A 21031-nucleotide genomic window follows, 5' to 3' on the forward strand; every position below is an offset into this window, starting at 1 on the left:
GGGTCAGGGCAGGCGGTCGGTGCGGTGGGCGGAGAGGCGGGCGGGGTCGGGCCAGCGCACGCCGTGCGCCCAGCCCGCCCGCTCGAACCAGCGGATCAGCCGCGCGCTGGGGTCGAGCTGGCCTTTGAGCACGCCGTGGCGGGCGCAGGCGGGCTCCGCGTGGTGCCAGTTGTGCCAGCCTTCGCCGAACGTCAGCAGCGCCACCCACCACACGTTGGACGAGCGGTCGCGGGTGCGGAACGGCCGGTCGCCGAAGGTGTGGGCGACCGAGTTGACCGACCAGGTGACGTGGTGGACGACCGCGTAACGGACGAGCCCGCCCCAGAAGAAGGCGGTCCAGGCGCCCGCCCACGACATCGACCACAGCCCTCCGGCGGCGGCGGGCAGCGCGAACGAGAGGGCCACGACGGCCGGGTAGGCGGCGTCGAAGCGCCGCACGTCCGGGTCGGCCAGCAGGTCGGGCACCCAGTGGCGGGTGCTGGAGCGGCGCCGGGCGGTGTAGAACCAGCCGACGTGCGCGTGCAGCATGCCGCGCAGCAGGCCCAGGCCGCTTTCGCCGTAGCGCCACGGGGAGTGCGGGTCGCCCTCGCGGTCGGCGTACTTGTGGTGCCTGCGGTGCTCGGCCGCCCACAGCGTGACCGGCCCTTCGACGGCCATGCCGCCCGCCAGCATGAGCGCGACCCTGAGCGCCCGGTTGCAGCGGAAGGCGCGGTGGGTGAACAGCCGGTGGTAGCCGACGGCGATGCCGAAGATGCTCACCGCGTACATCACGGCGGCGATGACCAGGTCGCGCGGGCCGATGCCCCAGCCCCAGGCGGCCGACACCGCGAGCGCGAGGAGCAGCACGGGCAGCACGACCAGGACGACCAGATAGGCGGTGCGGCGGCCCGTGGTGACCGCCACCGTCTCCGCCGCGCTCCGGCGTGGAATGGCTGACGTCAAGCTTCCTCCCTGTGGTGACCCCGGCTCCCCATTCAACGGCGGGGGTCCTGGAGTGCGGCTATGACCTGACAGTGACGACTCGATTACTTTCAGGAGGCAGAACAATGCGCTCCGTAGCCATGAAGAAACGCAGAGGGTCTCCCTAGATTGTGGTTGCACAACGTGATCATTGATGATCGCTCCGGAACCATGCGGAAAGGTCCACGGAATGGGTGCTGTCGGCCAGACGACCACGGGCGGCTATCTGGAGAGGTACGACGAGGCGCTCGCCAGCGCTCCGATGTCCGCGTTCGGGCTGGTCAGAGAGTGGATCCGGAGCGACTGGCGCGGCCTGTTCGCCGAGCTGCGCGAGCGGCGTCCCATCCTCGTCACGCCCGCCTTCACGGTCGTGACCCGCCACGCCGACGTCACCGAGGTGCTCTCCCGTGAGGAGATCTTCTCGGTCCGGGCCTTCGGCCCGCGGCTCGACGCCGCCCTGGGCGGGCCGTTCATGCTCGGCAGGGACGCCACCGCGATGAACTGGCGCGAGAAGGGCCTGATGCAGGTCATGCTCGACCCCGGCGACGTGGCCGGGGTGCGCGAGCTCGCCGGGAACCTCGCCGACGAGCTGCTCGACGCCGCCTCGCCCGGCGGGCGCGTCGAGACGGTCGGCGGGCTGTTCAGGCCCGTCGCCCTGGGGGTGTGCGCCCACTACTTCGGCTTCCCCGGCCCCGACCCGCAGACCCTGTCGCGGTGGACGCGCGCCGTCGTCACCGACGGCTTCGCCAACTTCCACGGCGATCCGGAGATCCAGGCCGCGTCCGTACGAGCCGGCACGGAGATGATCGCCTACCTGCGCGAGCGGCTCGCCGAATACCGGGCGGCGCCCGATCCGCCCGACGACGTCTTCGCCCGGCTCGTCCGCTCCTCGCACGTGCCCGACGACCGCATCCTGATCAACATGGCCGGGCTGCCGCTGGGCTTCGTGGAGAGCGCGCCAGGAGCCATGACGGAGGCGGTCGAGCAGCTGCTGATGCGTCCGGAGGTGCTGGCGGAGGCCGTCGAGGCGGCGGGGGACCCCGAACGGTTCGACCGTTACGTCTGGGAGGCGCTGCGGTTCAACCCGTTCTTCAAGCTGCTGCCGAGGCTGTGCGAGCGCGATCACGTGCTGGCGGCGGGCACGCCGCGCGCCACGCCGATCCCGGCGGGCACGTTCGTGCTCGCGGCGCCCGCCTCGGCCATGTTCGACGCCGACGTGGTGCCGGAGCCGGGCGAGTTCCGCCTCGACCGCCCGGCGCACCACCACCTGTTCTTCGGCCACGGCCACCACGCCTGCCTGGGCGTCCATCCGGCCAGGGTCGTCGTGAGCGAGACCGTACGGCGTCTGCTGCTGCGTCCCGGCGTCCGCCTGCTGCCCCCACCGGAAGGCGCTGTCGAGCGCGCCCTCGGCATCTTCCCCGACCGCTTCGTCGTCGGGCTCGGCACCGAGCGGCGGGAGGGCTGACGATGGCGGGCAGCACGACAGCGCGCGGCGTCGCCTCGGACGGGCTCGTCAACCGGCTCAGGTTCCTGGCCCTGACGAGCGGCCGGCCGTTCTGGGACCTTCTGCAGCGGGTCGATCCGGTGCGGCGCAGGGTCAACGCGACCCTGATCGACCAGGCGATCCGCGAGATGCCGCCGCGGCCGGAGCCGCTGAGCACCATGGCCGGCTACACCTCCTGGGCCTCGCTGACCGACCGCACCTACAGCGGGCGCCACCTGCCCCCGATCACCGTGGCCGACGACAGGCGGCCGACCCCCGAGCGGGCCGCCGAGCTGTTCACCCGCGGCGAGTCCATGATCCACTGCCCGCGCTCCACGGTGCTGTTCGCGTACTTCGCCCAATGGTTCACCGACGGCTTCCTGCGCGGCGACGTGAACATCCCGCGCGACCCGCGCAAGAACAGCTCCAACCACCACATCGACCTCAACCAGGTCTACGGCCTCGACGAGCGGGCGACCGCCGCGCTGCGCACCTTCGACGGCGGGCTGCTGAAGAGCCAGTTGCTCGACGGCGGGGAGTTCCCGCCCTTCCTGTGCGAGAACGGCAAGATCAAGCCCGAGTTCGCCCCGCTGCGCGTCATCCGCTTCGACGAGCTCAGCGACGAGCAGCGCGACACGCTCTTCGCCACCGGCAGCGACCGGGGCAACATCCAGCTCGGCTTCACCATGCTCACGGTGCTGTTCCTGCGCGAGCACAACCGGGTGGCCCGGCTGCTCGCCAAGAACCATCCGCGCTGGGACGACGAGCGGTTGTTCCAGACGGCCCGCAACATCCTCATCGTGCTGCTGATCAAGCTCGTGGTCGAGGAGTACATCAACCACATCACCCCCTACCACTTCCGGTTCACCCTGGACCCGAAGCTGTCGGCGCTGCTGGCGCACGCCCCCTGGCACCGGGAGAACTGGGCCTCGGTGGAGTTCAACCTCGTCTACCGCTGGCACAGCCTCATCCCGTCCCACCTGTCCGTGGGCGGGCACGACCTGCCCCTGGCCGAAACCATGGTCGGCGGCGCGCTGATCCCCGGCCCCGGGCTCGGCCGGCTCTTCGAGGACGCCTCCCGCCAGCGGGCCGGCCGCATCGGGCTGTTCAACACCGACCCGCTGCTGCGCGAGGTCGACGCGGCGAGCATCGCCGACTCGCGCGTGCTCGGCCTGGCCTCGTACAACGACTACCGGCGACACTGCCGCTTCCCCCGGGTGCGCCGGTTCGAGCACGTCTCCGGCGACGCGCGGGTCTCCGGCGCGCTGCGCGACCTCTACCGCGGCGTCGACGACCTCGACCTGTACGTGGGACTCTTCGCGGAGGAACCCGGGTCCCCGGACGCGATCCTGCCGCCGCTGCTCACCAAGATCATCGCCATCGACGCCTTCTCCCAGGCGCTCACCAACCCGCTGCTGGCGCCGCGCGTGTTCAACGCCGCCACCTTCTCCCCGACCGGCGTGCGGATCATCACGGCCACCCGCACCCTCGCCGACGTGGTACGCCGCAACACCCCCGAAGACCCGACGGCCCGCTTCGTCAGCATGACCCGGCAGGCCTTCACATGACCAGTCCCTCCGAGGCGTCCCCGGTCGGTCCGTCTGATTCAGCCGCCGCGTTGCTGCGTGCCGCTGCGCGTGAGGTGGTCGATGTCGCGGTCACCCTTCGGGAGGTAGCGGGTCACGCGACGGCCGCGCTCACCGACGGCGAGCTGCTGCGTGGCCTGCCGCGCGCTCCCGCCGAGGGCAGGTCCGCCTGTCGTGCGCTGCTGCGGGCCACCACCGGCCGCCGCGGTCTCGGGTACGCGCTCACCGGCGGTCCGCTGGTCACCCTGGCCGCCAAAGTGGGCGCCATGGCCGGGGCCGAGAACCTGGTCGTACGCGTGCTGGCCACGTCACTGCGGCTGCGCATCGCCGCCGTCGCGGTCGACCACCCCGAGCTGGCCGAAGACCCGATGATCGCCCGGCTCGTCGACGCGGCCGCGGCCGACCGCGACCTGGAAGCCGTCCGCGCCCTGCGCGCGCTGCTGAAGGACCGCGGCGCGGTGCGCGGGCTCAGCGGGCTCGCCCCCGTCTTCGGTGAGGTCCTCGCGCTGCGGGCGCTCCTGGACGAGAACCCGCTGAACGACGCCACCGCCTGGCTCATCGCGACCGGCCGGGGCCGCGCCACCGCCGACCCGATCACCGGCATCAGCAACCGGGCCATCGCCGTCCTCGACACCGGGGAGGGCGCCGCCCGCCGGACCGACCTGAGCGACGCCGAGTCCGCCCGGCTCGGCGACCGGGGATCGCTCCTCGGGTTCCTGGGCAACATCAGCGTCATCGGCTCCACCGGGCGGATCCTCGTCCAGAGCGTCCAGGGCCCTGACGGGGTGGTCCGGCACGTCGTCCAGGTGCCGGGCATGGCGGGGCTGCTCGACGGCGACTCGCCCCAGGACCTGCTCGGCGCGTTCAGCAGCGCCGTGCTCGACAGCAGCCCCTACAGCCGCGCGCTGGCCAGGGCCGTCGCCGACTACGGGCTGCCAGAGGGCGCCGAGGTGGCGCTCGTCGGGCACAGCGCCGGCGGTGCGGCGATCATGAACCTGGCGCAGGACTCCGGTTTCTGCGCCAGGTTCACCGTCACCCACGTCATCGCCGTCGGATCGCCCGTCGACTTCAAGCGGCCCGCCGACCCGCGCACCTGGGTGGCCAGCGTCACCAACCAGCACGACATCATCCCCACCCTCGACGGGCAGGGCGCGGGCAACTGCTTCGACCTGAACCCCGGCTGGTACGTGGTCGACTACTACGACTCCTCCCACCTGTTCCCGCTCTGCCACCGGCTGGAGCACTACATCGACAACCTCGCCCGCGACCTGCCCGAGGCCCGCGACCACATCGACGACCGGCTCGCGCCCTACCGGGGGCGGGTCGTGCGGTCCCAGGCGTACCAGCTGTTCGACCGCGCGCCCGATCCGGCGGGTTTCCCGTTCCTGACCGTGCCGACCTACTCGCTGGACGGGTCGGTCGAGCTGCCGATCAGGTGCCGTCGCGGCAGCGCGCTCACCGCGCTGTTCGCCGCCGACCGGGAGGCGGTGGCCGGGGTGCTGGAGGGGACCGGGTTCGGGCCCCTGCTCGTCGCGGGCCGCGCCCTGGTCGCCATGCACGCGGCCTGGAACCGGGACACCAGCTTCGGCGGCTACCGGGAGGCGCACCTCGGCGTCGTCGTGCCCGGCCCAGGGCGGTCGCCCTCGCTCTGGCCCGACCTGCTGCGGAGCGCGGGGCGGCGGCGTTCGGGCAGCCTGCTCGTCGGGTCGGCCGTGGACACCGAGGCTGTCCATGCCGTCGCGCCGCGGCTGTGGGGTGGTGAGACGCATCTGGAGCCCGTCGATGTGCGGCTCGCCGCAGGGCGGGCGCGGGTCAGCGTCGGCGACGCCTTCACCCTCTCCGGGAGGCTCGGCCCCTTCCTGCCCGTCGGCGACCGCGACCTGGTCGGCTACACGGCCGGGACCGGCGCCGGCACGCTGCGCTCATGCGTACGGGTCCGCGGCCCCGGACGCCTCCACCCCCTGCCCCTGCTGCGGCTGACGGCCGAACCGGGCTCGGCGCATCCCCTGGCCGAGCGGGTGCGCGCCCTCGGGCTCGACGGCGCCAGCCCTCTGTTGTCCCTGTCCTCGCCCGCCCGCCAAACCCTCAGAGACGCCGCCGTCCCCCTGCACCCCCGCGACCGCCCGCCTGTCGCCGGAGAAGTGTCGCCGTCCTGCTGGTGATCCGCTGATGGAGGAGAAATGCCGGTCGAACACGCCGCGCACGCCGAGGTGTTGCGCTCGGACGCCCGCGCGCTCGCCGCCTGCGCCGAGCGCCTGCGCGAGATCGGAGCGCGGCTGGACGCGGCCGGCGTCGCGCCGCCGTGGCTGCGGGCCTCGGTGAACGCCCATGTCGCCGCCTGTGTCGCCGCAGTGGCCGACCTCGACGAGGCCGCGACCCGCCTGCACCGCTACGCCGCCCGGTCCCGCCCTTGACCCCGGGCGGACCCGCGCTGGTCCCGTTCGGCCGGGGCGCGCAACGGCTGCGCGTCCCGTCGAGGGGCGGCTATGTCATGAAACGTCACGGGCTTGCGCGGCGCGGGCCGTCGGGGGTGGGTCAGTTCGCTTCGTGGACGGCGCGGGCGGCGCTGAGTCCTGATTCGAGTGCGCCTTCGATCCAGGCGTGCCAGAGCGAGCAGTGCTCGCCGGCGAAGTGGACGCGGCCCTCGGGGCCGATGATCGCGTCGTGCAGGGCCGTCTGCTGGTGGGGCTCGAAGAGGGCGAAGGCCCCGGCTGCGTACGGGTCGTTGTACCAGGCGTGGGAGACGCCGAACTCGAAGTGGTCGTAGATCTCCGGGTGGATCTTGGCGACGTCTTCGAGCGCCTGCTCGATGCGTTTCTGGGCGGGCATCGCGCCCCAGCGCAGCGCGTCCTGCCCCCAGGTGTAGGCCGCCAGCAGGACCGCCCGCTCGTCGCCGTCGGCGGGATGCGAGGGGTAGCAGATGCGCCGGATCGGCAGGTCGGTGACCGTGGTGCCGCCGACGATGCCGTCGGTCCGCTCCCAGAACGCCCGCCGCACCTGCAACAGGATCTTGGTGGAGGCGTTGTAGTTGAGCTCGCGGATGGCGCGCTGCTTGCGGCGGGAGAAGGCGGGCCTGGTCTCGACGTCACGCAGCACCGAGAACGGGATGGCGCAGATGGCGTGGTCGCCGGTGATCGATGTGCGGCCCGAGCCCGTACGGACGTGCAGGGTCACCGAGTGGTCGTCCTGCTCGATGGCCGTCACCTCGTGGCCGAACCGGATGTGGCGCCTCAGCTCGCGGTAGAACGCGACGGGCAGCCGGTCGGCGCCGCCCACGATCTCCTGCATGTCCTCGAACGCCCGCCCGACGATCTCGCGGAACTGCTCGATGACGGCCGCGTTGAGGTTGGACTCGCGGAAGCTCATCACGCCGTAGAGCTCGATCGCCCCCTCGGAGAACCCCCGCTCGCGCAGGAAGCCGCGGATGGAGTAGCGGTCGTACTCGGCGCAGATGCGGTCGAGCGCCTTCTCGCCCTCCAGCGCGTAAAGGTCGTGGATCTCCTGGGTGGCGGTGCGCCACAGATCCTCGTAGGTGCGGCCGCGCTCGTGCTCGGCCAGGCCGAAGTCGACGAGCTGCGGGTTGCGCCCGAGCTCGCCGATGGTCGTCCGGACACCCTGGATGTACGCGAGCGTCCGGGGGTTGTTCATGACGAAGGGGCGCAGGGGCAGCCCGAACCGTTCGCAGTAGGCGAGGGTGAGATCGTGCACGCGGGGTATGCGCATCGCCCCCGCTTCCGCGTACAGGCCGGGGGCGAAGTCGCGCAGGGTCAGCACCCGCCCGCCGACCCGCTGCTGGGCCTCCAGGACCACGGGCTCGTGGCCCTGGCGCATCAGCTCGTAGGCGGCGACCAGCCCGGCCATCCCGGCCCCGATGACCAGCACGCGCTTGCGCGGCCGGCCACCGGCGCCGAGCCCGCGCCCGGCCGTCGCGACCAGCTCGGCCGGGACGCGGAGATCGTGACGCGGGCGGGGCACGCCCGGCGGGTTCGCTTCCAGGGTGCCACGCCCTTCCCTGACGACTACACAAGGTAAGGAAGTGACTACCTGAGGTCAATACCTCTGTCAAGCCGGGGGCCCGGCTTGACAGTCGGCAGTGGTCAGGAAGACTCCGGCTTGCCGTGACGGTGCTCGTGCGGCCCGTCCATGTGGCGCCGGTCCTTCCCCTCGCGCTCGGACTTGGCGCGGACCGCGACGGCGGTAGCCGTCTCGCCGTCCACCTTCGCCAGGACGGAGACCTTCTGCCCGGTCTTCACCGTGTCGATGGTCGCGTCGCGGTTGATCCGGGTGTCGGCGTCGACCGCGTACTCCCTGGAGTAGCCGTCCTCGCTCTTGACGGTGAGCGAGTCCTGGTCGACGGCCGTGACCTCGCCGCGCTGGGTGGCGACGGTGACGTACTCGCCCTCGCCTTCCCGCACCACGAACTCGCCGTGAAGGTTGATCTTGGGACCGTCCCAGTGCCGGCGGTCCTCCTTCTTGGAAGGCTTGTCGGACGGGCCGGTCGACGGGGACTCGGTGGCCGTGGGGGCGGGGGCAGGGGTGCCCGACGGGGGTGTGGCCGCCGCGGTGGCGACGCCGGCGCCGGTGGCGACGACGAGCGCGGCGGTGGCGGCGAGCAGCAGGGTACGCGGGAAGCGGCGCTTGGACGGCTGGTTCCCCGCGGTTTCCGGCTCAGTTGTCATGTGAGGTTTCCTCCCCGATGTGCAGGTGTTACCCCAAGAGTGCATGTGGCTGCTTAAGGCTGAGTTAAGCGCTGCACCTGCCTTGACCTGCGCTTTAGGTTCGGCGGGCATGGCGGAGGACGGTCGCCCCGGCGAAGTAGGCGACGAGGGCCGGGGTCGACAGACCGGTGGGGCCGTGGTCGCCGGGGCCCGCCACGGCGGCGACGAGCAGACCGGCCAGCACGCCCGCCATCCCGGCGACGGCCGGCACGATCGGCGAGCTGTGCGGATCGGGCCGTGGACCGGCGCGCCGCTCGATCGGCCCGAACACCGCCACCAGGCCGGCCAGGATCAGGGACAGCGCGAGGAGCCAGGGCACCCGCAGGGCGAACCAGGACGAGGAGCCGGCCGGCGGGTCCGGCAGCACCCCCGTCGGATACAGCGCCACCACGCCGATCACCGCGGCCGTCATGTGCCACAGGAACACCGTCATGATCACGGAGTTGACCGCCACGACCGCCATCCAGGGGCGCGGACGGCGCAGCCACCGGTTGGCCGGATCACGCAGCCACAGGGCCAGGCCCGCCTGCGTGGCGGCCAGCGCCAGCAGCGCGAGGGTGGGCGGGGAGGTGTTCTGGATCTCCTCTCCAGGAATCCCCACCATGCTGATCGGATACGGCCCGGCCACCGTCATCACCACCAGGGCGGTGAACCCGCCCAGGGCGAGCGGCGGCCCGACGCGCCACCCGGACGGCAGGCGCCCGTCCTGCCAGGAGAATCCGAGCTGGTAGACGGCCAGCCAGGCGAGCAGGAAGCTGCCGTACGCCACGAAGCCGAGGACCGAGGTCATCCGCGCCACGTCACCCACACCGACGAGCACGGTCAGCAGGATCGGCACGGCGAGCCCGTACCTGCGGTGCAGGGCGTGCATCAACGGGGTGAGGACCACGACGGCCAGGTAGGCCACGAGAAACCAGAGCGGGATCGCCGCCATCCACACGCCGGTGCCGACCAGCTCCGCATCGACCCCCAGCGCCCGCGCGGCCAGGGCGCAGACCGCGAGCACGCCGAGGAACGCGGTGGTGGGCCGGACGAGCCGGTCCGTACGGCCCAGGATCCAGCTCACGGCGGTGCCGCCGCGCCCCCGGTGGGAGGTGATGGAGGCCGCCCCCGCGAACCCGCCGACCAGGAAGAAGACCGGCATCACCTGGAACAGCCAGGTCAGCCGGCGCGTCCACGGAACGACGTCCAGCACGCTGCCGCCCCGCAGGCCGCCGTCGTACGTCACGTACACGGCCAGCCAGTGACCTGTCACCACGGCGATGATCGCGACGGCGCGCAGCAGGTCGACCACTCGATCCCGATGCGCCGGGGTGTTCCCGGCCAGCTGCCGCAGCCGTCCCATAGGCAGGTGCTTACCCGGGCAGGCAGGGGCCGTCACACCGGCGCGCGGGGCTAGCGTGTGCGGCGAGACTCGGGCGACGACGAAGGATCCGCTGGGTCGGTCAACGGAGCCAGGGCGGCGTCGACGGCATCGGCGAGGCGCTGGGGATCCGCTTCGGCGCGGGCGACGATGTGGAGTCCCTGCATGAGCGCGAGAAGAAGCCGTGCCTGAGCTCCGCAGTCGATGCCGGGGCGGACCTCTCCGGACCGCTGCGCGGCCCGGAGGCCCTGCTCCAGTCCGGCCTCCAGCGAGCTGAAGGCACTGTGGACCAACCGGCCGGCGGCCTCGTCTCCGGGAAGCAGCTCGGCGGCGATGTTGCCGAGCATGCAGCCGCGTCCGGGGGTCGTCCGTGCGGCCTGGAGGACCTCAAGGAGGAGTGCGCGGATGCCCGGCAGGATGGTGGCCCCGGTCGCGATTTCTGTCGCCTGCTCCTGGGCCGCGCCCACGTAGTGGCCCAGCGCGCGCAGGAAGAGCCCATGTTTGTCGCCATAGGCGGCATACAGGCTGCCCGGCAACACGCCGAGGCCCTCTTTGAGGTCCCGCAGTGATGTGGCGGCGAAGCCGCGGCTCCAGAAAAGCTCCATGGCGCCCTCGGCGATCTGGTGGTCGTCGAAGGAGCGTGGCCGTCCGGTTCGTGGCATGAGCGCATGGTACGACTTCTTGACAGCTCGCTCAAGAAGTGTAGTGTGTCGACTCACTTCTTGATTGATCAATCAAGAAGTGAGTCGACAAGGAGATCCCATGAGGCGCCTCTTCCTGCACATCAACGTGTCGATCGACGGCTACATCGCCGACCTGGACGGCGACATCGATTGGCGATTCGCCGACGAGGAGTTCCAGGCGCACCTGGACACCATGCTGGAGTCGATCGACGGCATGGTCTTCGGCCGGACGGCTTTCGAGCAGCTCGCGGGCTACTGGCCGACAGCGGGTGATGAGGTCTCAGCCACGCAGCGGCGCCGGATGCACGAGCTGCCGAAGTACGTCATGTCGCGCACCCTTCGGGACACCGAGTGGCACAATTCCCATCTGCTCGGCGATGACCCCGCGACCGCCCTCAACGATCTCAAGCGCCAGGACGGGCAGGACCTTGCTCTCTTCGCGGGCGGTCAGGCCGCCACCGCCGCCATCGGCCTCGGCGTCCTGGACCAACTGCGCCTTCTGGTCAATCCCGTCATCCTCGGGTCCGGAACTCGACTGTTCGACGGGACGTACCCGAAGAAGGACCTCCGGCTCGTCGGCACCAGGAAGTTCGCTTCGGGCGCCCTGCTCAGCACCTATGACCTGGTGGCTGAGGAATAGCCGCCGGAAGGATCTCAGGACTTGGGGCGGAACTCCTGCCGGAGCCGCCAGTATTTCTTGCCGGACGCGGTGCAGGCGGTCGCCGTGGAGTAGCCGTACATGGAGTCGAACCCCGACCGGTTCATCGTCGTGCCCGCCGCGGCCGTGTCGTAGACGCTGTCGACCATGACCAGGACCTGGGTGAACAGGCTCCGCATGCGGGGTCGAGGTGGACATCGGCCGGCACGTGTATCACGGTGAGCCGACGGCCCGGCCAGGGCGGGTGAACGCCTGGGCCGGGCCGGTGGATGTCAGGAGGGTCTGTCGTCGGGTGGGGGTGCGAACTGGCCGAAACGGACGTCTCGGGTCCGGTCCTCGTAGGGCGGCTGGGGCCGGCCCTGCGGGGGCGCGGGCTGTCCGTACGGGCCGGCGCCGTGCGGGCCGCTGTGCTGACCGCCCGGCTGGTGGGCACCGTAGTGACCGCCGCCGTACTGGCCGTACTGGCCGCCCTGGTGGCCGCCGTGCTGGTCCGCGCCGTTCGGGACGTTGTTGTGCTGCGGGCCTGAGCCGTACGGGCTCTGCGCCTGGTGATGCGGGGCGGCGGGGAGCTGCTGCATCGGGTACGGCGACGGCTGGGCGTAGCCGCCGCCCGGCGGGTGCGGAGGGAAGGACGGCGGGGGACGCCGGCGGCCGCGCAGGACCTTGACCAGGATCAGCGCGACCACGAGGGCGACCAGCGCGCCTGCCCCGATCAGCACCCACATCATGATCGGCCGGGGCGACTGGTCCTTGCCCGCGGAGATCGCCTGCTGGGTGTCGCTGATGTACTTGGCCACGTACGGGTGGTTCGGGAACAGCGCCTGGACCTCGCGGAACTTCGGCAGCGCGTCCTCGTAGTAGTGACGGAAGTAGTCGTTCAGCGCCTCGTTGTACCGGGTGGTCGTGGTGGCCTGGGCCGCCTTGATGTTCTTCTCGCCGAGCTTCTCCTTGACGATGCTCACCGGCAGCACGAAGCTCTCGCTCTCCGAGGCCTCGCCGCCCTGGCTCACGGTGCCGGCGATCAGCATGCCGATGACCTTGCCGTCCTTGCTGAAGACGGGGCCGCCGGAGTTGCCGTGGTAGGAGGGCGCCTGGGTCTGGATGTACGGCACTCCGGTCTGCGTGGCGCGCGTGGCGTTGTACGGGCCCTCGGTCAGCGCCGGCTCCAGCCTCGACTCCAGGCTGAAGAACGCCGTGTTGGTGACCAGGCCGGGGAAGCCGCTGATGTAGAGCGTGTCGCCGGTGCGCACGTCGCCGTCGTCGCCGAGCGGCACGGTCGGCATGTTCTGCTGGCCGTTGACCTTGAGCAGCGCGAAGTCCTTGCCGGGGTAGTTCTCGCCCACCGAGACCAGCTCGGCCGGTACGGCCTTGGCGGTCTTGTCCACGCCGCCGCCGGGCAGGCTCTGCAGAACCGTCAGGCTCTGCTGCAGGCCGCGGATCTTCATGTGGGTGCTGTTGAACGTGACGAAGATCTGCTGCGCGAGCTTGAGGATCTCCTCGTCCGTCTCGATGCCCTGCAGACCGCTGACGATCCCCTGGGCGTCTTCCTTGTTGAACGTGGCCAGCGCCTGCTGCGCGAACATCTGCGCGAGCGCGGTGTCGCCGACCTGGACGCAGTGCGCGCCGGTGACCATGTAACCGTCGGGGGTCACCCACCAGCCGGTGCACAGGCCGCCGACCTCGGCTTCGACGGTGCGCTCCGGCGAGCTCACGGTGAGGTAGGCGTCCACGTTGCCGGCGATCCGCTGGAACATCCACTTGGCGATGCTGCGCTCGTCCGCGGAGATCTTGCCCGACGTCACGGCGTCGGTGGCCTGCACGGTGAGCTGGTTGAACGCGGCCTGGTTGAGCGCGCTCGACGGCACGGCGACCGTGCCGGTGTAGGTGAGGCTGATCAGCTGCACCGCCGGCTGGGTGCGGGCGGCCAGCCAGGTGCCGACGGGCACGTCGGGACGCTCGTCGGCGCCGTCGTCGGCGACCGCCGGTAGGGCGGGCAGCGCGACCGCCATCGCGACCACCGCGGCTGCGGCGATCTTTCGCAACTTACTGCTGTGATTTCCACGCACAACCGCACATGGTGACGGATCGATCTTGTGTATGACTTGTGGATGACTTGGCGACAGTGCCGCTGAGGATCACGTGGTGACGGTCACGTCGCGCAGCAGGAGCCGGCTGGCCGCGTAGGCGTGCAGATAAAGGTGGAAATTCTCTGCCTTGGCCTTGGCCGACCTGTCCGCGGTGACGATCGTGGCGACCACGTACCTCTGCGAAGGGTTCGTACGGATCATGCCGTAGGCGAAGTCGGCATGCGTCATGTCCCTGCGGACGTTGACCGAACTGTCCGCCCGCTTCTGCAGTTTTCTGGCGGTGGCCTTGGCGGCGCCGGCCGTCGGGAACTCCATCATGACCTGCACCGCTTTCACATGTCCGCGGTAGGCCGTGTAGGCGATCTGAATGGCGCGCTGACACTTGTTCCCGGCCAGCACACCCCGGGCGTCCACCGGGTCGCACGTGTCGTACGTCCAGCCGCCGACTTTCTTGGCCGAGTAACGCACGCCCTGGAACTCGAACCGCCAGTCCTGGAACTCGGTGTGCGCGAATCGCGTCCCCGACTCGTCCGGCGCGGCTGTCGGTTCGGGCTCGGCGGTCGGCTCCTGCGAGGGCTCCTCGGACGGCTCGCCCGACTGCCAGGGCGCCGTCGTGGGGAACGAGGGCGCGGTGCTCGGCTGGGCGGCGGGCGCGGAGCCGGAGGCGTTGACGTAGTAGGCCGCGCCGGCCACGCCCCCGCCCACCAGGATCACGGCCAGGCCGACGGAAAGCGCGACGATCAGGCCGGTGTTGCGCCTGGGCGGCGGGTCATACGGAGGCAGGTTCATGCCGAACCCGTCCTGCCAGGCCCGAGGGTCGAACTGGTCCTGCGGGCCGTGGTTCCGGTGGCCGGTTCCCCGGGTCTGACCGGTGTTGTCCCACTGTCCGAAGTCGGGCCGGGGGAACGCGTGATCGGGGGACGGCTGCCGCCCGTGTCGCATCGGTGGCCGCTGTGGCCGAGAGGCCCAGGGGTCGTCCGGATGAGGCTGTCGAGGGTCGGTCATTGCCCCATTGTGAGATGACTTTTCGCAGTTAATCGGACTACGCCGGTTAATGGCATGGAAGTGAACCGGACCGCCGCTTTCGTGCGTACTACCTCAATCGAGCCGTCTCGCGAACAACGGGATCCTCACTCACGGGGAAAGGCTGAAACCATTCTCCCTATGCGCCTTTCCCTCCGTCATCGGCAGCGCCGGCCATAAGGAGCAGGGCGGCATGTTCCGCCGGTACATCATCTGGCGGAGCAAGCATGCCGCCGACGAACGGCTCCGCGAGGTCGTGAACAGGGCGGAGGTTGCCGGACGCGGCACGACTAGCGCCACGGATCGAGGGCGTGCTTGCCGCGGGTCCGGCCGGCTTCGAGTTCCCGCAGCACCGTCGCCCCCGCAGCCAGGGGGTGAACCTGGGGGGTGCCGGGCGTGTACACACCGTGGGCGATGAGAGCGTCGATCTCGACGAGCAACGACTGATAGATCGACGGGGCCGCGGTCGCCAGCGCACCGATGTGCAGGCCCTTGACTTGAACCTGGTGGGTGAAGACCAGGTCGTGCGTGGTCAGGGTGGCGTCGCCGGAAGCGGCGCCGAACACGATGACGCGTCCGGTGAAGGGTTTGGTGACCGAGAGGCTGGTTTTGAACGTGGCCTGTCCCACCGATTCCAGGACCAGGTCGACCCCGCCGGTCAGGCGGGTGATCGCCTCAGCCAGATCGGGACGCCGGCTGTCGAGGATCTCGTCGGCGCCGAGCGCTTCGACGGTGTTGTGCTTCGCTGGTGACGCCGTGGCGATCACGCGTGCACCGTAGTGGCGGGCGAGACGAACGGCGGCCTGCCCCACGCCTCCGGCCGCGGCATGAACGAGCACCACCTCACCCGTCTTGATCTCGCCCAACGGCTTCAGTGCCGCCAAGGCGGTAGCCCAGTTCAGCACCAGGCCGAGGGCTTCGGCATCGCTCCAGCCGGAAGGCACGGGCAGCACACCCGCAGTCGGCATCGTCATGTACTGCGAGAATGCGCCGGGGCCGGCTCCGACGACGCGGGTGCCGAGCCGCAGTGGCCTCTCAACGTTCGGGCCAACACCCACGATCTCCCCGGCGGCCTCGAAACCCGCCACATAGGGCGCCTGCGGGCCTCCTCCGTAAGTTCCACGGGTCTGCATGACGTCAGCGAAGTTGACCCCGGCGGCGCCCACGCGGATCAGGTACTCGCCGGGCCCTGGGGTGGGGCGGCGATGATCGGCCGTGAGGGTCAGATCCTCCGGTCCCCGGTGCGACCGCTGGACCAGCGCTCGTACCCACTGCTCAGCGGTGTGCTGCTCGTTGATCTCCATGCGCCGAAGGTAGGAGCCTCACACTTACGTCAGGGTCAAGTAGCTGTCAGAGATCAGTGCGGCAGGCTTCTCGAAGGTAGGCGTCGAGTGCCGCCTGCTGATCGCTGAGAATCGCGATGCGCGCGGCGAGCCGATCGCGATAGCCCTGCACCTCGTGCAGGAACTCGGCGCACACCACGTCGGTGCCGTCATCGGATCCGTCGGTGAGGCCGGGCAGGACTTCCCTGATCAACCGAACGGGCAGCCCGGACTCCAGCAGCGAGCGGATGATGAGCACCCGGTCGATCGTGGACTGGCAGTAGTCGCGGAACCCATTGCTGAATCGGCCAGGGACGATCAAGCCCTCATCCTCGTAGTGCCGCAGCGATCTCACACTCACACCGCTCACCCTGGAGGCTTCGCTGATCTTCACACTCGGAGACAACACCCAGGAGCACCGCGGTCTTCCAGCGATCACCACGACGAAGTGCACCGCGCCGGGATCAGCGCACGTCACAACAGGGCGAACGTCGCCTGATGCGGCATTAGGGCTGTCGACGCGCGCGCAGGTGGTGACCGGACCGTCCACACCAAGACCGTCAACACCCCCTGGCAGCACGAGACCGCCTCCCGCACCCGCTCCTGGGGCACCTCAGCCGCGGTCCTGACCGGCGTCGCCACCACCCGCACCTGGACCGCCATGGACGGCGGCGGGTGGCGGCAGACCCGCACCGACACCGCCCACGACACCGTGACCGGCCTGCCGACCGAGGTCGACGACCAGGGCGACACCGCCCGCCAGGACGACGACCTGTGCACCACCACCACGTACGCCGTCAACGACGCCGCCTGGATCCGCGACCTGCCCGCCCGCGTCGAGACGGTCGCCGCCCGCTGCTCCGCCACCCCGGCCAGGCCGGACGGGATCGTCTCCGACGTCCGCACCTTCTACGACGGGGGCGCGTTCGGCGCCGCGCCGAGCAAGGGAGACCCCACCCGGGTGGAGAAGATCGCGGCGCACGACGGCACCGGGGCGACGTACGTGCCCTCCGTCCGGACGACGTACGACGCGTACGGCAGAGTCACGGCCGTCACGGACGCGGCCGGCCACACGACCACGACCGCCTACACCGAAACGGCCGGACTGACCACCCGGACCGTCACCACCGGACCGCCCATCACACCTGGGGACCCGTCGAGCGCACACGTCACGACCGAGACCCTCGACCCCGCCCACGGCCGGGCCACCGCACGGACCGACCCCGCCGGCCGCACCACCAACCTGACCCACGACGCGCTCGGCCGACTCACCAAGGTCTGGCTGCCGGGCCGCGCCACCACCGACACCCCCGACATCGAGCACGCCTACCAGGTCGCCGAGGGGAAGATCGGCGCCGTCACCACCAGGACCCTGACTCCTTCCGGCGGCCGACGCGTCACCCAGCAGCTGTTCGACGCGCTGCAACGCCCGGCGGCGAGACCGACACCGTCAGGTCCTACGCCAACGCGCCCGCAGGGCAGGGGCACCAGCTCCGCTCGGTCTCCCAGACCGGTGGCGCGAACCCCCGCACCGAGACATTCGACTACGACGCTGCCGGCGGCGTGACGCTGGGGGTGGACGGTCAGGTGGGGACCGCGATGCGCGGTGACGGCTCGACGGGCCATGCCGAGACGTCCGCATCGGTCGTCGACACCTCCAGGACGTACGCGGTGGGCGCCTGGGTCAGGCTCGCCCACACCGACGGCTTCGCCACCGTCGTCAACCAGGACGGCGACGTGGTCAGCGGCTTCTACCTGCAGTACGTCAAGGACGAGAACCGCTGGTCGTTCAGCCTGACCAACGCCGACGCCGTCCAGGGCGGGGTCCGGGTGAAGTCGCTCGCCCCGCCCGAGGTGGGGGAGTGGACCCACCTGCTGGGTGTGTACGACGCCGTGGCGAAGAAGGCGACCCTGTACGTCAACGGCGTGCCGCAGGAGGAGAAGCCCTTCACCGTCACCTGGAACGCCACCGGCCCGATGGCCATCGGCCGCGCGAAGCACAACAGCGCCGCAGTGGACTTCTTCCCCGGGGAGATCGACGATGTACAGGTCTACGACCGCCTGGTCAGTGCGGAGGAGGCCGCAGACCTGTTCACCCGTCACCCCGTGCTCTCCGGCCGCTGGACGCTCAACACCGACGGGCAGGACGGCGCCGGCGGCTGGCAGGTCGAGATGCCGGGCTCCGACGCGTCAGGCGCGGTGGCTCAGCGGGCGGAGCACTCCGCCTATCAGAGCCAGCTCGACTGGGACCATGTGGCCATCGTGTACGACTCCTTCGCGGACGTCCTGCGGCTGTATGTCAACGGCTGGCTTGAGGAGACCGAGGAACGGGTTTCGGCTCGCTGGCACACGATCGGCTTCGACGCCACCGGCCCGCTCCAACTGGGCCGTACGAAGACCGCGGGTGCCTGGGGCGAGCACTGGTCTGGCGTGATCGACGACGTGTGGGCCTTCTCCGGGGTGCTCACCCAGGAGCAGATCCAGACGCTCGCGGGCTACACGGAACTCCCGTCGGACTCTCCTTTCTGACTTTGGGTGAGATGGCGAATCATCGGTAAACAGAATGGATCTGTAATCGGCGTAAGAATGAATCGGGCGTGCCTTTTGGCGCCGGTCCGGTCAAGCCGGGGCGTGCGGCGGTTCGCCGTCATTCGTGGCCGAAGCCGCCACCTTCTCCCGGAAAGCGCGCAGTGCCGCGGCGCCCACCGCCTTGTCCTGCTCGCCGTTGCCGCCGCTCACGCCCACGGCGCCGACCACCTGGCCCTCGTGCACGATGGGGAAGCCGCCGACGAAGACGGCGAACCTGCCGGGGTGCATGTGGCTGATGCCGAAGGCCTCGTTGCCGGGCAGGGCGGGGCCGTTCGGGGGTTCGTTGAAGAGGTGGGTGTCGCGCTGGTGGCCGGCCGCGGTGAATGCTTTGGCGATCGCGATCTCCACTCCGGTGAGGCGGGCGCCGGTCATCCGGTGGAGGGCGATCGGATGGGCCCCGTCGTCGGCGACGCAGATGGTCTGTTTGACGCCGATGCGGCGGGCCTCCTGTTCGGCGGCCTCCAGCATGACGAGGGCGTCCTCAAGGGTGAGGCGGAAAACCGTGTGCATTGCCTTTTCAGCTCCTGCCCGCATGAATATTCCGGCCGTCTGACAAGAGAAAGCGGCGCGACGCCATTTACCGGCGACCCGCGGTCCCTGACATCGGGCTATTGCCTTCCGTTCCCCCGAAATGGAAAATGAGGGAAATCCGTCCTCCCTCCTCACCCGTGACTCGCGGCGACTCCGTTGACACCGTCAGTCTCCGAGGGCCGGTGGCCCACGGCTACGTACACACTGCCGAACCGGCGAGACAGGATTTGGGCACATGGCACAGACGTCCTCCAGCAGTGTCGACCTGATCGATGCCCAGGACCGTGACCCCAGTGGGCAGATCTCCCTGCGAGCGCTTCTGGCCGAACCTCTGCTGCGCGGCCGGGTCATCGCGGGCACGGCCGGGCTGAGCCGGAGCGCGTCCTGGTGCCTGCCGCTGTCCGAGCTGGGGGAGGCCGGGCCGGTGTCCTCGCCGGACCTCTCCGGCATGGTCGTCCACCTGCCCGCGGACGCGCTGGCCGAGCCGGACGAGGCGTGCGCGCTGGTCGCCGACCTCGCCCGCAGGGACGCCGTCGCGCTGCTGGTCTGGCCGTCTCCCGAGGGCCGCGTCCCGGACCTGACCAGGGCCGCGCGGGCGGCTGAAGAGGCGCGCATCCCGCTGCTCGTGCTGCCGGCGGAGGCCGACTACCGTGCGGTGAGCCGTCTGGTGGGGCAGAAGGCCCTGGCCCAGACCTCTCATGTGCTGGAGTACGGTTCGCGGGTGCACCGCACGCTGGCCGAGGTGCTGGCCAGGGGGTCGGGAATCCCGGCCATGGCGCGGGCGGTCGCCGGGCTCGCCCGCTGCCCGGTCCTGGTCATGGACGCCGACGGCGAGACCCTCGTCTGCGCGGGCTTCGAGCCGGGCGCCGCCGGTCTGGCCGCCGAACCGGCCAGGATCGCCGACCTCATCGCCGAACGCCTGCCCGACCTGCGGGAGAGCGACGACTGCGCCCGGACGCTGACGGAGCTCAACCTGCGCGAAGGCGAGCTGGACGACCCGGTCCGCGTCCTGATCGCGCCCATCGTGGTGGGCGGCGACCTGTACGGCAGGCTGGTGCTCGTGGAGAACGTCTGGCCGCCGGACGCCCACGACCTGGCCCAGCACCGGGTCATCGCCGAGCACGGGGCCACCCTGACCGGCTCGGAGATGTTACGCCAGCGTTCGGTGCGGGCCGCCGAGGAGCAGGCCAGGGGCGACTTCGTCGAGTCGCTCGTGCACGGCCGCTTCGCCGACCCGCACGAGCTGGAGGCCCGCGCCCGCCACCACGGCTTCGACCCGGAGGGCCGCTACGCGGTGCACGTGCTGACGGCGGGCGCCCTGCTGCCGGCCGGCCGGCGCGACCAGCGCCGGGCGGGGGCCGTGACCCGCATGGTCCAGGTGGTCGAGCCCTCGGACACCCAGCGGACGCTGGCCGCCGCGATCGGCCCCTTCATCGTGGTCATCCGGCAGGTCACCGGGGACGCGCTGGCCGGGCAGGCGTCCGTGGCGCAGTTCGCCGGGCAGCTGCACCGGGCACTCCGCCCTCACCTGGGGGACGACCTGCGGCTGACCCACGGGCGCGCGGGCCGGGGCGCGGCGGGGGTGGCGGCCAGCTACTACGAGGCGCGGGTGGCGATGGGGCTGGCCCGGCACACCGGCGCCGCCCCCGTGTGCGGGTACGACGACCTGCGCGTCCACGCCGCGCTGAAGGACGTGGCGGCCAGCGTCGAGGGGCGGGCGTTCGCCAGGGAGATCCTGGACGCGCTGCGCCGCGTGCACAGCCAGACCGGCGACCTGGAGCAGGTGGTGCTCGCCTACATCAGGTCCGCGGGCAACCTGAACGCCGCCGCCCGGACGCTGAAGCTGCACCGCAACACCATGCTGTACAAACTGGACCGGGCCTCCAGGGCGCTGCGGATGGACATCCGGTCGGCCGACGCCCAGTTCATGGTCTGGCTCGCGCACCACATCGACACTCTCGCGGCGGTCACCGGCGCGCTCTCCGACGAGTTGTCCCCGCCCGTCGACTCCGTCGAGGCCCCCTGACG

At 70.9% G+C, this 21031-nt stretch carries 19 protein-coding genes; 8 read left to right on the forward strand and 11 right to left on the reverse strand.

Annotated features, from left to right (window positions below; genetic code table 11):
• Positions 1 to 3 precede the first annotated feature (3 nt).
• Positions 4 to 942, reverse strand: coding sequence for an acyl-CoA desaturase (locus KME79_RS17230; protein WP_219545289.1), 939 nt, complete (start codon positions 940 to 942; stop codon positions 4 to 6).
• Between the two features lie 208 nt (positions 943 to 1150).
• Here KME79_RS17230 and KME79_RS17235 point away from each other — a divergent pair, with 208 nt between their 5' ends.
• The 4 genes from KME79_RS17235 to KME79_RS17250 are packed head-to-tail and all read left to right on the forward strand — an operon-like array spanning position 1151 to position 6443.
• On the forward strand, positions 1151 to 2425 hold the full coding sequence (locus KME79_RS17235; protein ID WP_148033162.1) for a cytochrome P450: 1275 nt from the start codon (positions 1151 to 1153) through the stop codon (positions 2423 to 2425).
• A gap of 2 nt (positions 2426 to 2427) precedes the next feature.
• On the forward strand, positions 2428 to 4011 hold the full coding sequence (locus KME79_RS17240) for a peroxidase family protein (protein WP_219545290.1): 1584 nt from the start codon (positions 2428 to 2430) through the stop codon (positions 4009 to 4011).
• On the forward strand, positions 4008 to 6191 hold the full coding sequence (locus KME79_RS17245; RefSeq protein WP_219545291.1) for a lipase family protein: 2184 nt from the start codon (positions 4008 to 4010) through the stop codon (positions 6189 to 6191). The genes KME79_RS17240 and KME79_RS17245 overlap by 4 nt, the downstream gene beginning before the upstream one ends.
• Positions 6192 to 6209: 18 nt before the next feature.
• Positions 6210 to 6443: a hypothetical protein gene (locus tag KME79_RS17250; RefSeq protein WP_219545292.1), complete on the forward strand. Its 234-nt coding sequence runs from the start codon at positions 6210 to 6212 to the stop codon at positions 6441 to 6443.
• Positions 6444 to 6564: 121 nt separating this feature from the next.
• Here KME79_RS17250 and KME79_RS17255 read toward each other — a convergent pair whose 3' ends face one another.
• From KME79_RS17255 to KME79_RS17270, 4 genes are all read right to left on the reverse strand, one after another.
• Positions 6565 to 8004 carry a flavin monoamine oxidase family protein gene (locus KME79_RS17255; RefSeq protein WP_308248944.1) on the reverse strand — a complete coding sequence of 480 codons (1440 nt, stop codon included), beginning with the start codon at positions 8002 to 8004 and terminating at the stop codon, positions 6565 to 6567.
• A 122-nt stretch (positions 8005 to 8126) separates the two neighbouring features.
• Positions 8127 to 8708, reverse strand: coding sequence for a hypothetical protein (locus KME79_RS17260; RefSeq protein WP_219545293.1), 582 nt, complete (start codon positions 8706 to 8708; stop codon positions 8127 to 8129).
• A 94-nt stretch (positions 8709 to 8802) separates the two neighbouring features.
• A complete protein-coding gene (locus KME79_RS17265) occupies positions 8803 to 10092 on the reverse strand; it encodes an acyltransferase family protein (protein WP_219545294.1) in 1290 nt (429 codons plus the stop codon).
• Between the two features lie 50 nt (positions 10093 to 10142).
• A complete protein-coding gene (locus KME79_RS17270; RefSeq protein WP_219545295.1) occupies positions 10143 to 10772 on the reverse strand; it encodes a TetR/AcrR family transcriptional regulator in 630 nt (209 codons plus the stop codon).
• Between the two features lie 100 nt (positions 10773 to 10872).
• Here KME79_RS17270 and KME79_RS17275 point away from each other — a divergent pair, with 100 nt between their 5' ends.
• Complete coding sequence (locus KME79_RS17275; RefSeq protein ID WP_219545296.1) at positions 10873 to 11433, forward strand: dihydrofolate reductase family protein; 561 nt, start codon at positions 10873 to 10875, stop codon at positions 11431 to 11433.
• Positions 11434 to 11447: 14 nt separating this feature from the next.
• Here the strand turns inward: KME79_RS17275 and KME79_RS17280 are convergent, their stop codons facing one another.
• The 5 genes from KME79_RS17280 to KME79_RS17300 all read right to left on the reverse strand — a co-directional run bounded on the left by KME79_RS17280 (position 11448) and on the right by KME79_RS17300 (position 16277).
• Positions 11448 to 11630 carry a hypothetical protein gene (locus tag KME79_RS17280; protein ID WP_219545297.1) on the reverse strand — a complete coding sequence of 61 codons (183 nt, stop codon included), beginning with the start codon at positions 11628 to 11630 and terminating at the stop codon, positions 11448 to 11450.
• A 93-nt stretch (positions 11631 to 11723) separates the two neighbouring features.
• Complete coding sequence (locus KME79_RS17285) at positions 11724 to 13493, reverse strand: S1 family peptidase (protein ID WP_246639972.1); 1770 nt, start codon at positions 13491 to 13493, stop codon at positions 11724 to 11726.
• A gap of 93 nt (positions 13494 to 13586) precedes the next feature.
• A complete protein-coding gene (locus KME79_RS17290) occupies positions 13587 to 14480 on the reverse strand; it encodes a hypothetical protein (RefSeq protein ID WP_219545298.1) in 894 nt (297 codons plus the stop codon).
• A gap of 371 nt (positions 14481 to 14851) precedes the next feature.
• Positions 14852 to 15865, reverse strand: coding sequence for an NADPH:quinone oxidoreductase family protein (locus KME79_RS17295; protein WP_219545299.1), 1014 nt, complete (start codon positions 15863 to 15865; stop codon positions 14852 to 14854).
• A 46-nt stretch (positions 15866 to 15911) separates the two neighbouring features.
• Positions 15912 to 16277, reverse strand: a complete 366-nt coding sequence (locus KME79_RS17300) for a MerR family transcriptional regulator (RefSeq protein WP_219545300.1) — start codon at positions 16275 to 16277, stop codon at positions 15912 to 15914.
• Positions 16278 to 16544: 267 nt separating this feature from the next.
• On the opposite strand from KME79_RS17300, the gene KME79_RS17305 reads away from it, so the two are divergent.
• The gene (locus KME79_RS17305) at positions 16545 to 17450 is read left to right on the forward strand and encodes an RHS repeat domain-containing protein (RefSeq protein WP_219545301.1); all 906 of its coding nucleotides are present in this window, start codon (positions 16545 to 16547) and stop codon (positions 17448 to 17450) included.
• A complete protein-coding gene (locus KME79_RS17310) occupies positions 17447 to 18412 on the forward strand; it encodes a LamG domain-containing protein (protein ID WP_219545302.1) in 966 nt (321 codons plus the stop codon). Before KME79_RS17305 ends, KME79_RS17310 begins: the two co-directional genes overlap by 4 nt.
• A gap of 90 nt (positions 18413 to 18502) precedes the next feature.
• On the opposite strand, the gene KME79_RS17315 is transcribed toward KME79_RS17310, so the two are convergent.
• Entirely contained in the window at positions 18503 to 18982 is a 480-nt protein-coding gene (locus KME79_RS17315) for a GlcG/HbpS family heme-binding protein (protein WP_219545303.1), read from the reverse strand.
• Between the two features lie 256 nt (positions 18983 to 19238).
• On the opposite strand from KME79_RS17315, the gene KME79_RS17320 reads away from it, so the two are divergent.
• The gene (locus KME79_RS17320) at positions 19239 to 21029 is read left to right on the forward strand and encodes a helix-turn-helix domain-containing protein (protein WP_219545304.1); all 1791 of its coding nucleotides are present in this window, start codon (positions 19239 to 19241) and stop codon (positions 21027 to 21029) included.
• Positions 21030 to 21031: the final 2 nt, after the last annotated feature.

This window comes from Nonomuraea harbinensis (genome assembly GCF_019396385.1).
In the GTDB taxonomy this organism is placed as follows: domain Bacteria; phylum Actinomycetota; class Actinomycetes; order Streptosporangiales; family Streptosporangiaceae; genus Nonomuraea; species Nonomuraea ferruginea.

What these genes read in the sequence shown, in the direction of transcription:
- KME79_RS17260 (WP_219545293.1), bottom strand. Translation starts at nt 8,708, where the DNA reads ATGACAACTGAGCCGGAAACCGCGGGGAACCAGCCGTCCAAGCGCCGC.
- KME79_RS17320 (WP_219545304.1), top strand. Translation starts at nt 19,239, where the DNA reads ATGGCACAGACGTCCTCCAGCAGTGTCGACCTGATCGATGCCCAGGAC.
- KME79_RS17290 (WP_219545298.1), bottom strand. Translation starts at nt 14,480, where the DNA reads ATGCGACACGGGCGGCAGCCGTCCCCCGATCACGCGTTCCCCCGGCCC.
- KME79_RS17240 (WP_219545290.1), top strand. Translation starts at nt 2,428, where the DNA reads ATGGCGGGCAGCACGACAGCGCGCGGCGTCGCCTCGGACGGGCTCGTC.
- KME79_RS17305 (WP_219545301.1), top strand. Translation starts at nt 16,545, where the DNA reads ATGGACGGCGGCGGGTGGCGGCAGACCCGCACCGACACCGCCCACGAC.
- KME79_RS17315 (WP_219545303.1), bottom strand. Translation starts at nt 18,982, where the DNA reads ATGCACACGGTTTTCCGCCTCACCCTTGAGGACGCCCTCGTCATGCTG.
- KME79_RS17235 (WP_148033162.1), top strand. Translation starts at nt 1,151, where the DNA reads ATGGGTGCTGTCGGCCAGACGACCACGGGCGGCTATCTGGAGAGGTAC.
- KME79_RS17250 (WP_219545292.1), top strand. Translation starts at nt 6,210, where the DNA reads ATGCCGGTCGAACACGCCGCGCACGCCGAGGTGTTGCGCTCGGACGCC.
- KME79_RS17265 (WP_219545294.1), bottom strand. Translation starts at nt 10,092, where the DNA reads ATGGGACGGCTGCGGCAGCTGGCCGGGAACACCCCGGCGCATCGGGAT.
- KME79_RS17245 (WP_219545291.1), top strand. Translation starts at nt 4,008, where the DNA reads ATGACCAGTCCCTCCGAGGCGTCCCCGGTCGGTCCGTCTGATTCAGCC.
- KME79_RS17280 (WP_219545297.1), bottom strand. Translation starts at nt 11,630, where the DNA reads ATGCGGAGCCTGTTCACCCAGGTCCTGGTCATGGTCGACAGCGTCTAC.
- KME79_RS17295 (WP_219545299.1), bottom strand. Translation starts at nt 15,865, where the DNA reads ATGGAGATCAACGAGCAGCACACCGCTGAGCAGTGGGTACGAGCGCTG.
- KME79_RS17270 (WP_219545295.1), bottom strand. Translation starts at nt 10,772, where the DNA reads ATGCCACGAACCGGACGGCCACGCTCCTTCGACGACCACCAGATCGCC.
- KME79_RS17275 (WP_219545296.1), top strand. Translation starts at nt 10,873, where the DNA reads ATGAGGCGCCTCTTCCTGCACATCAACGTGTCGATCGACGGCTACATC.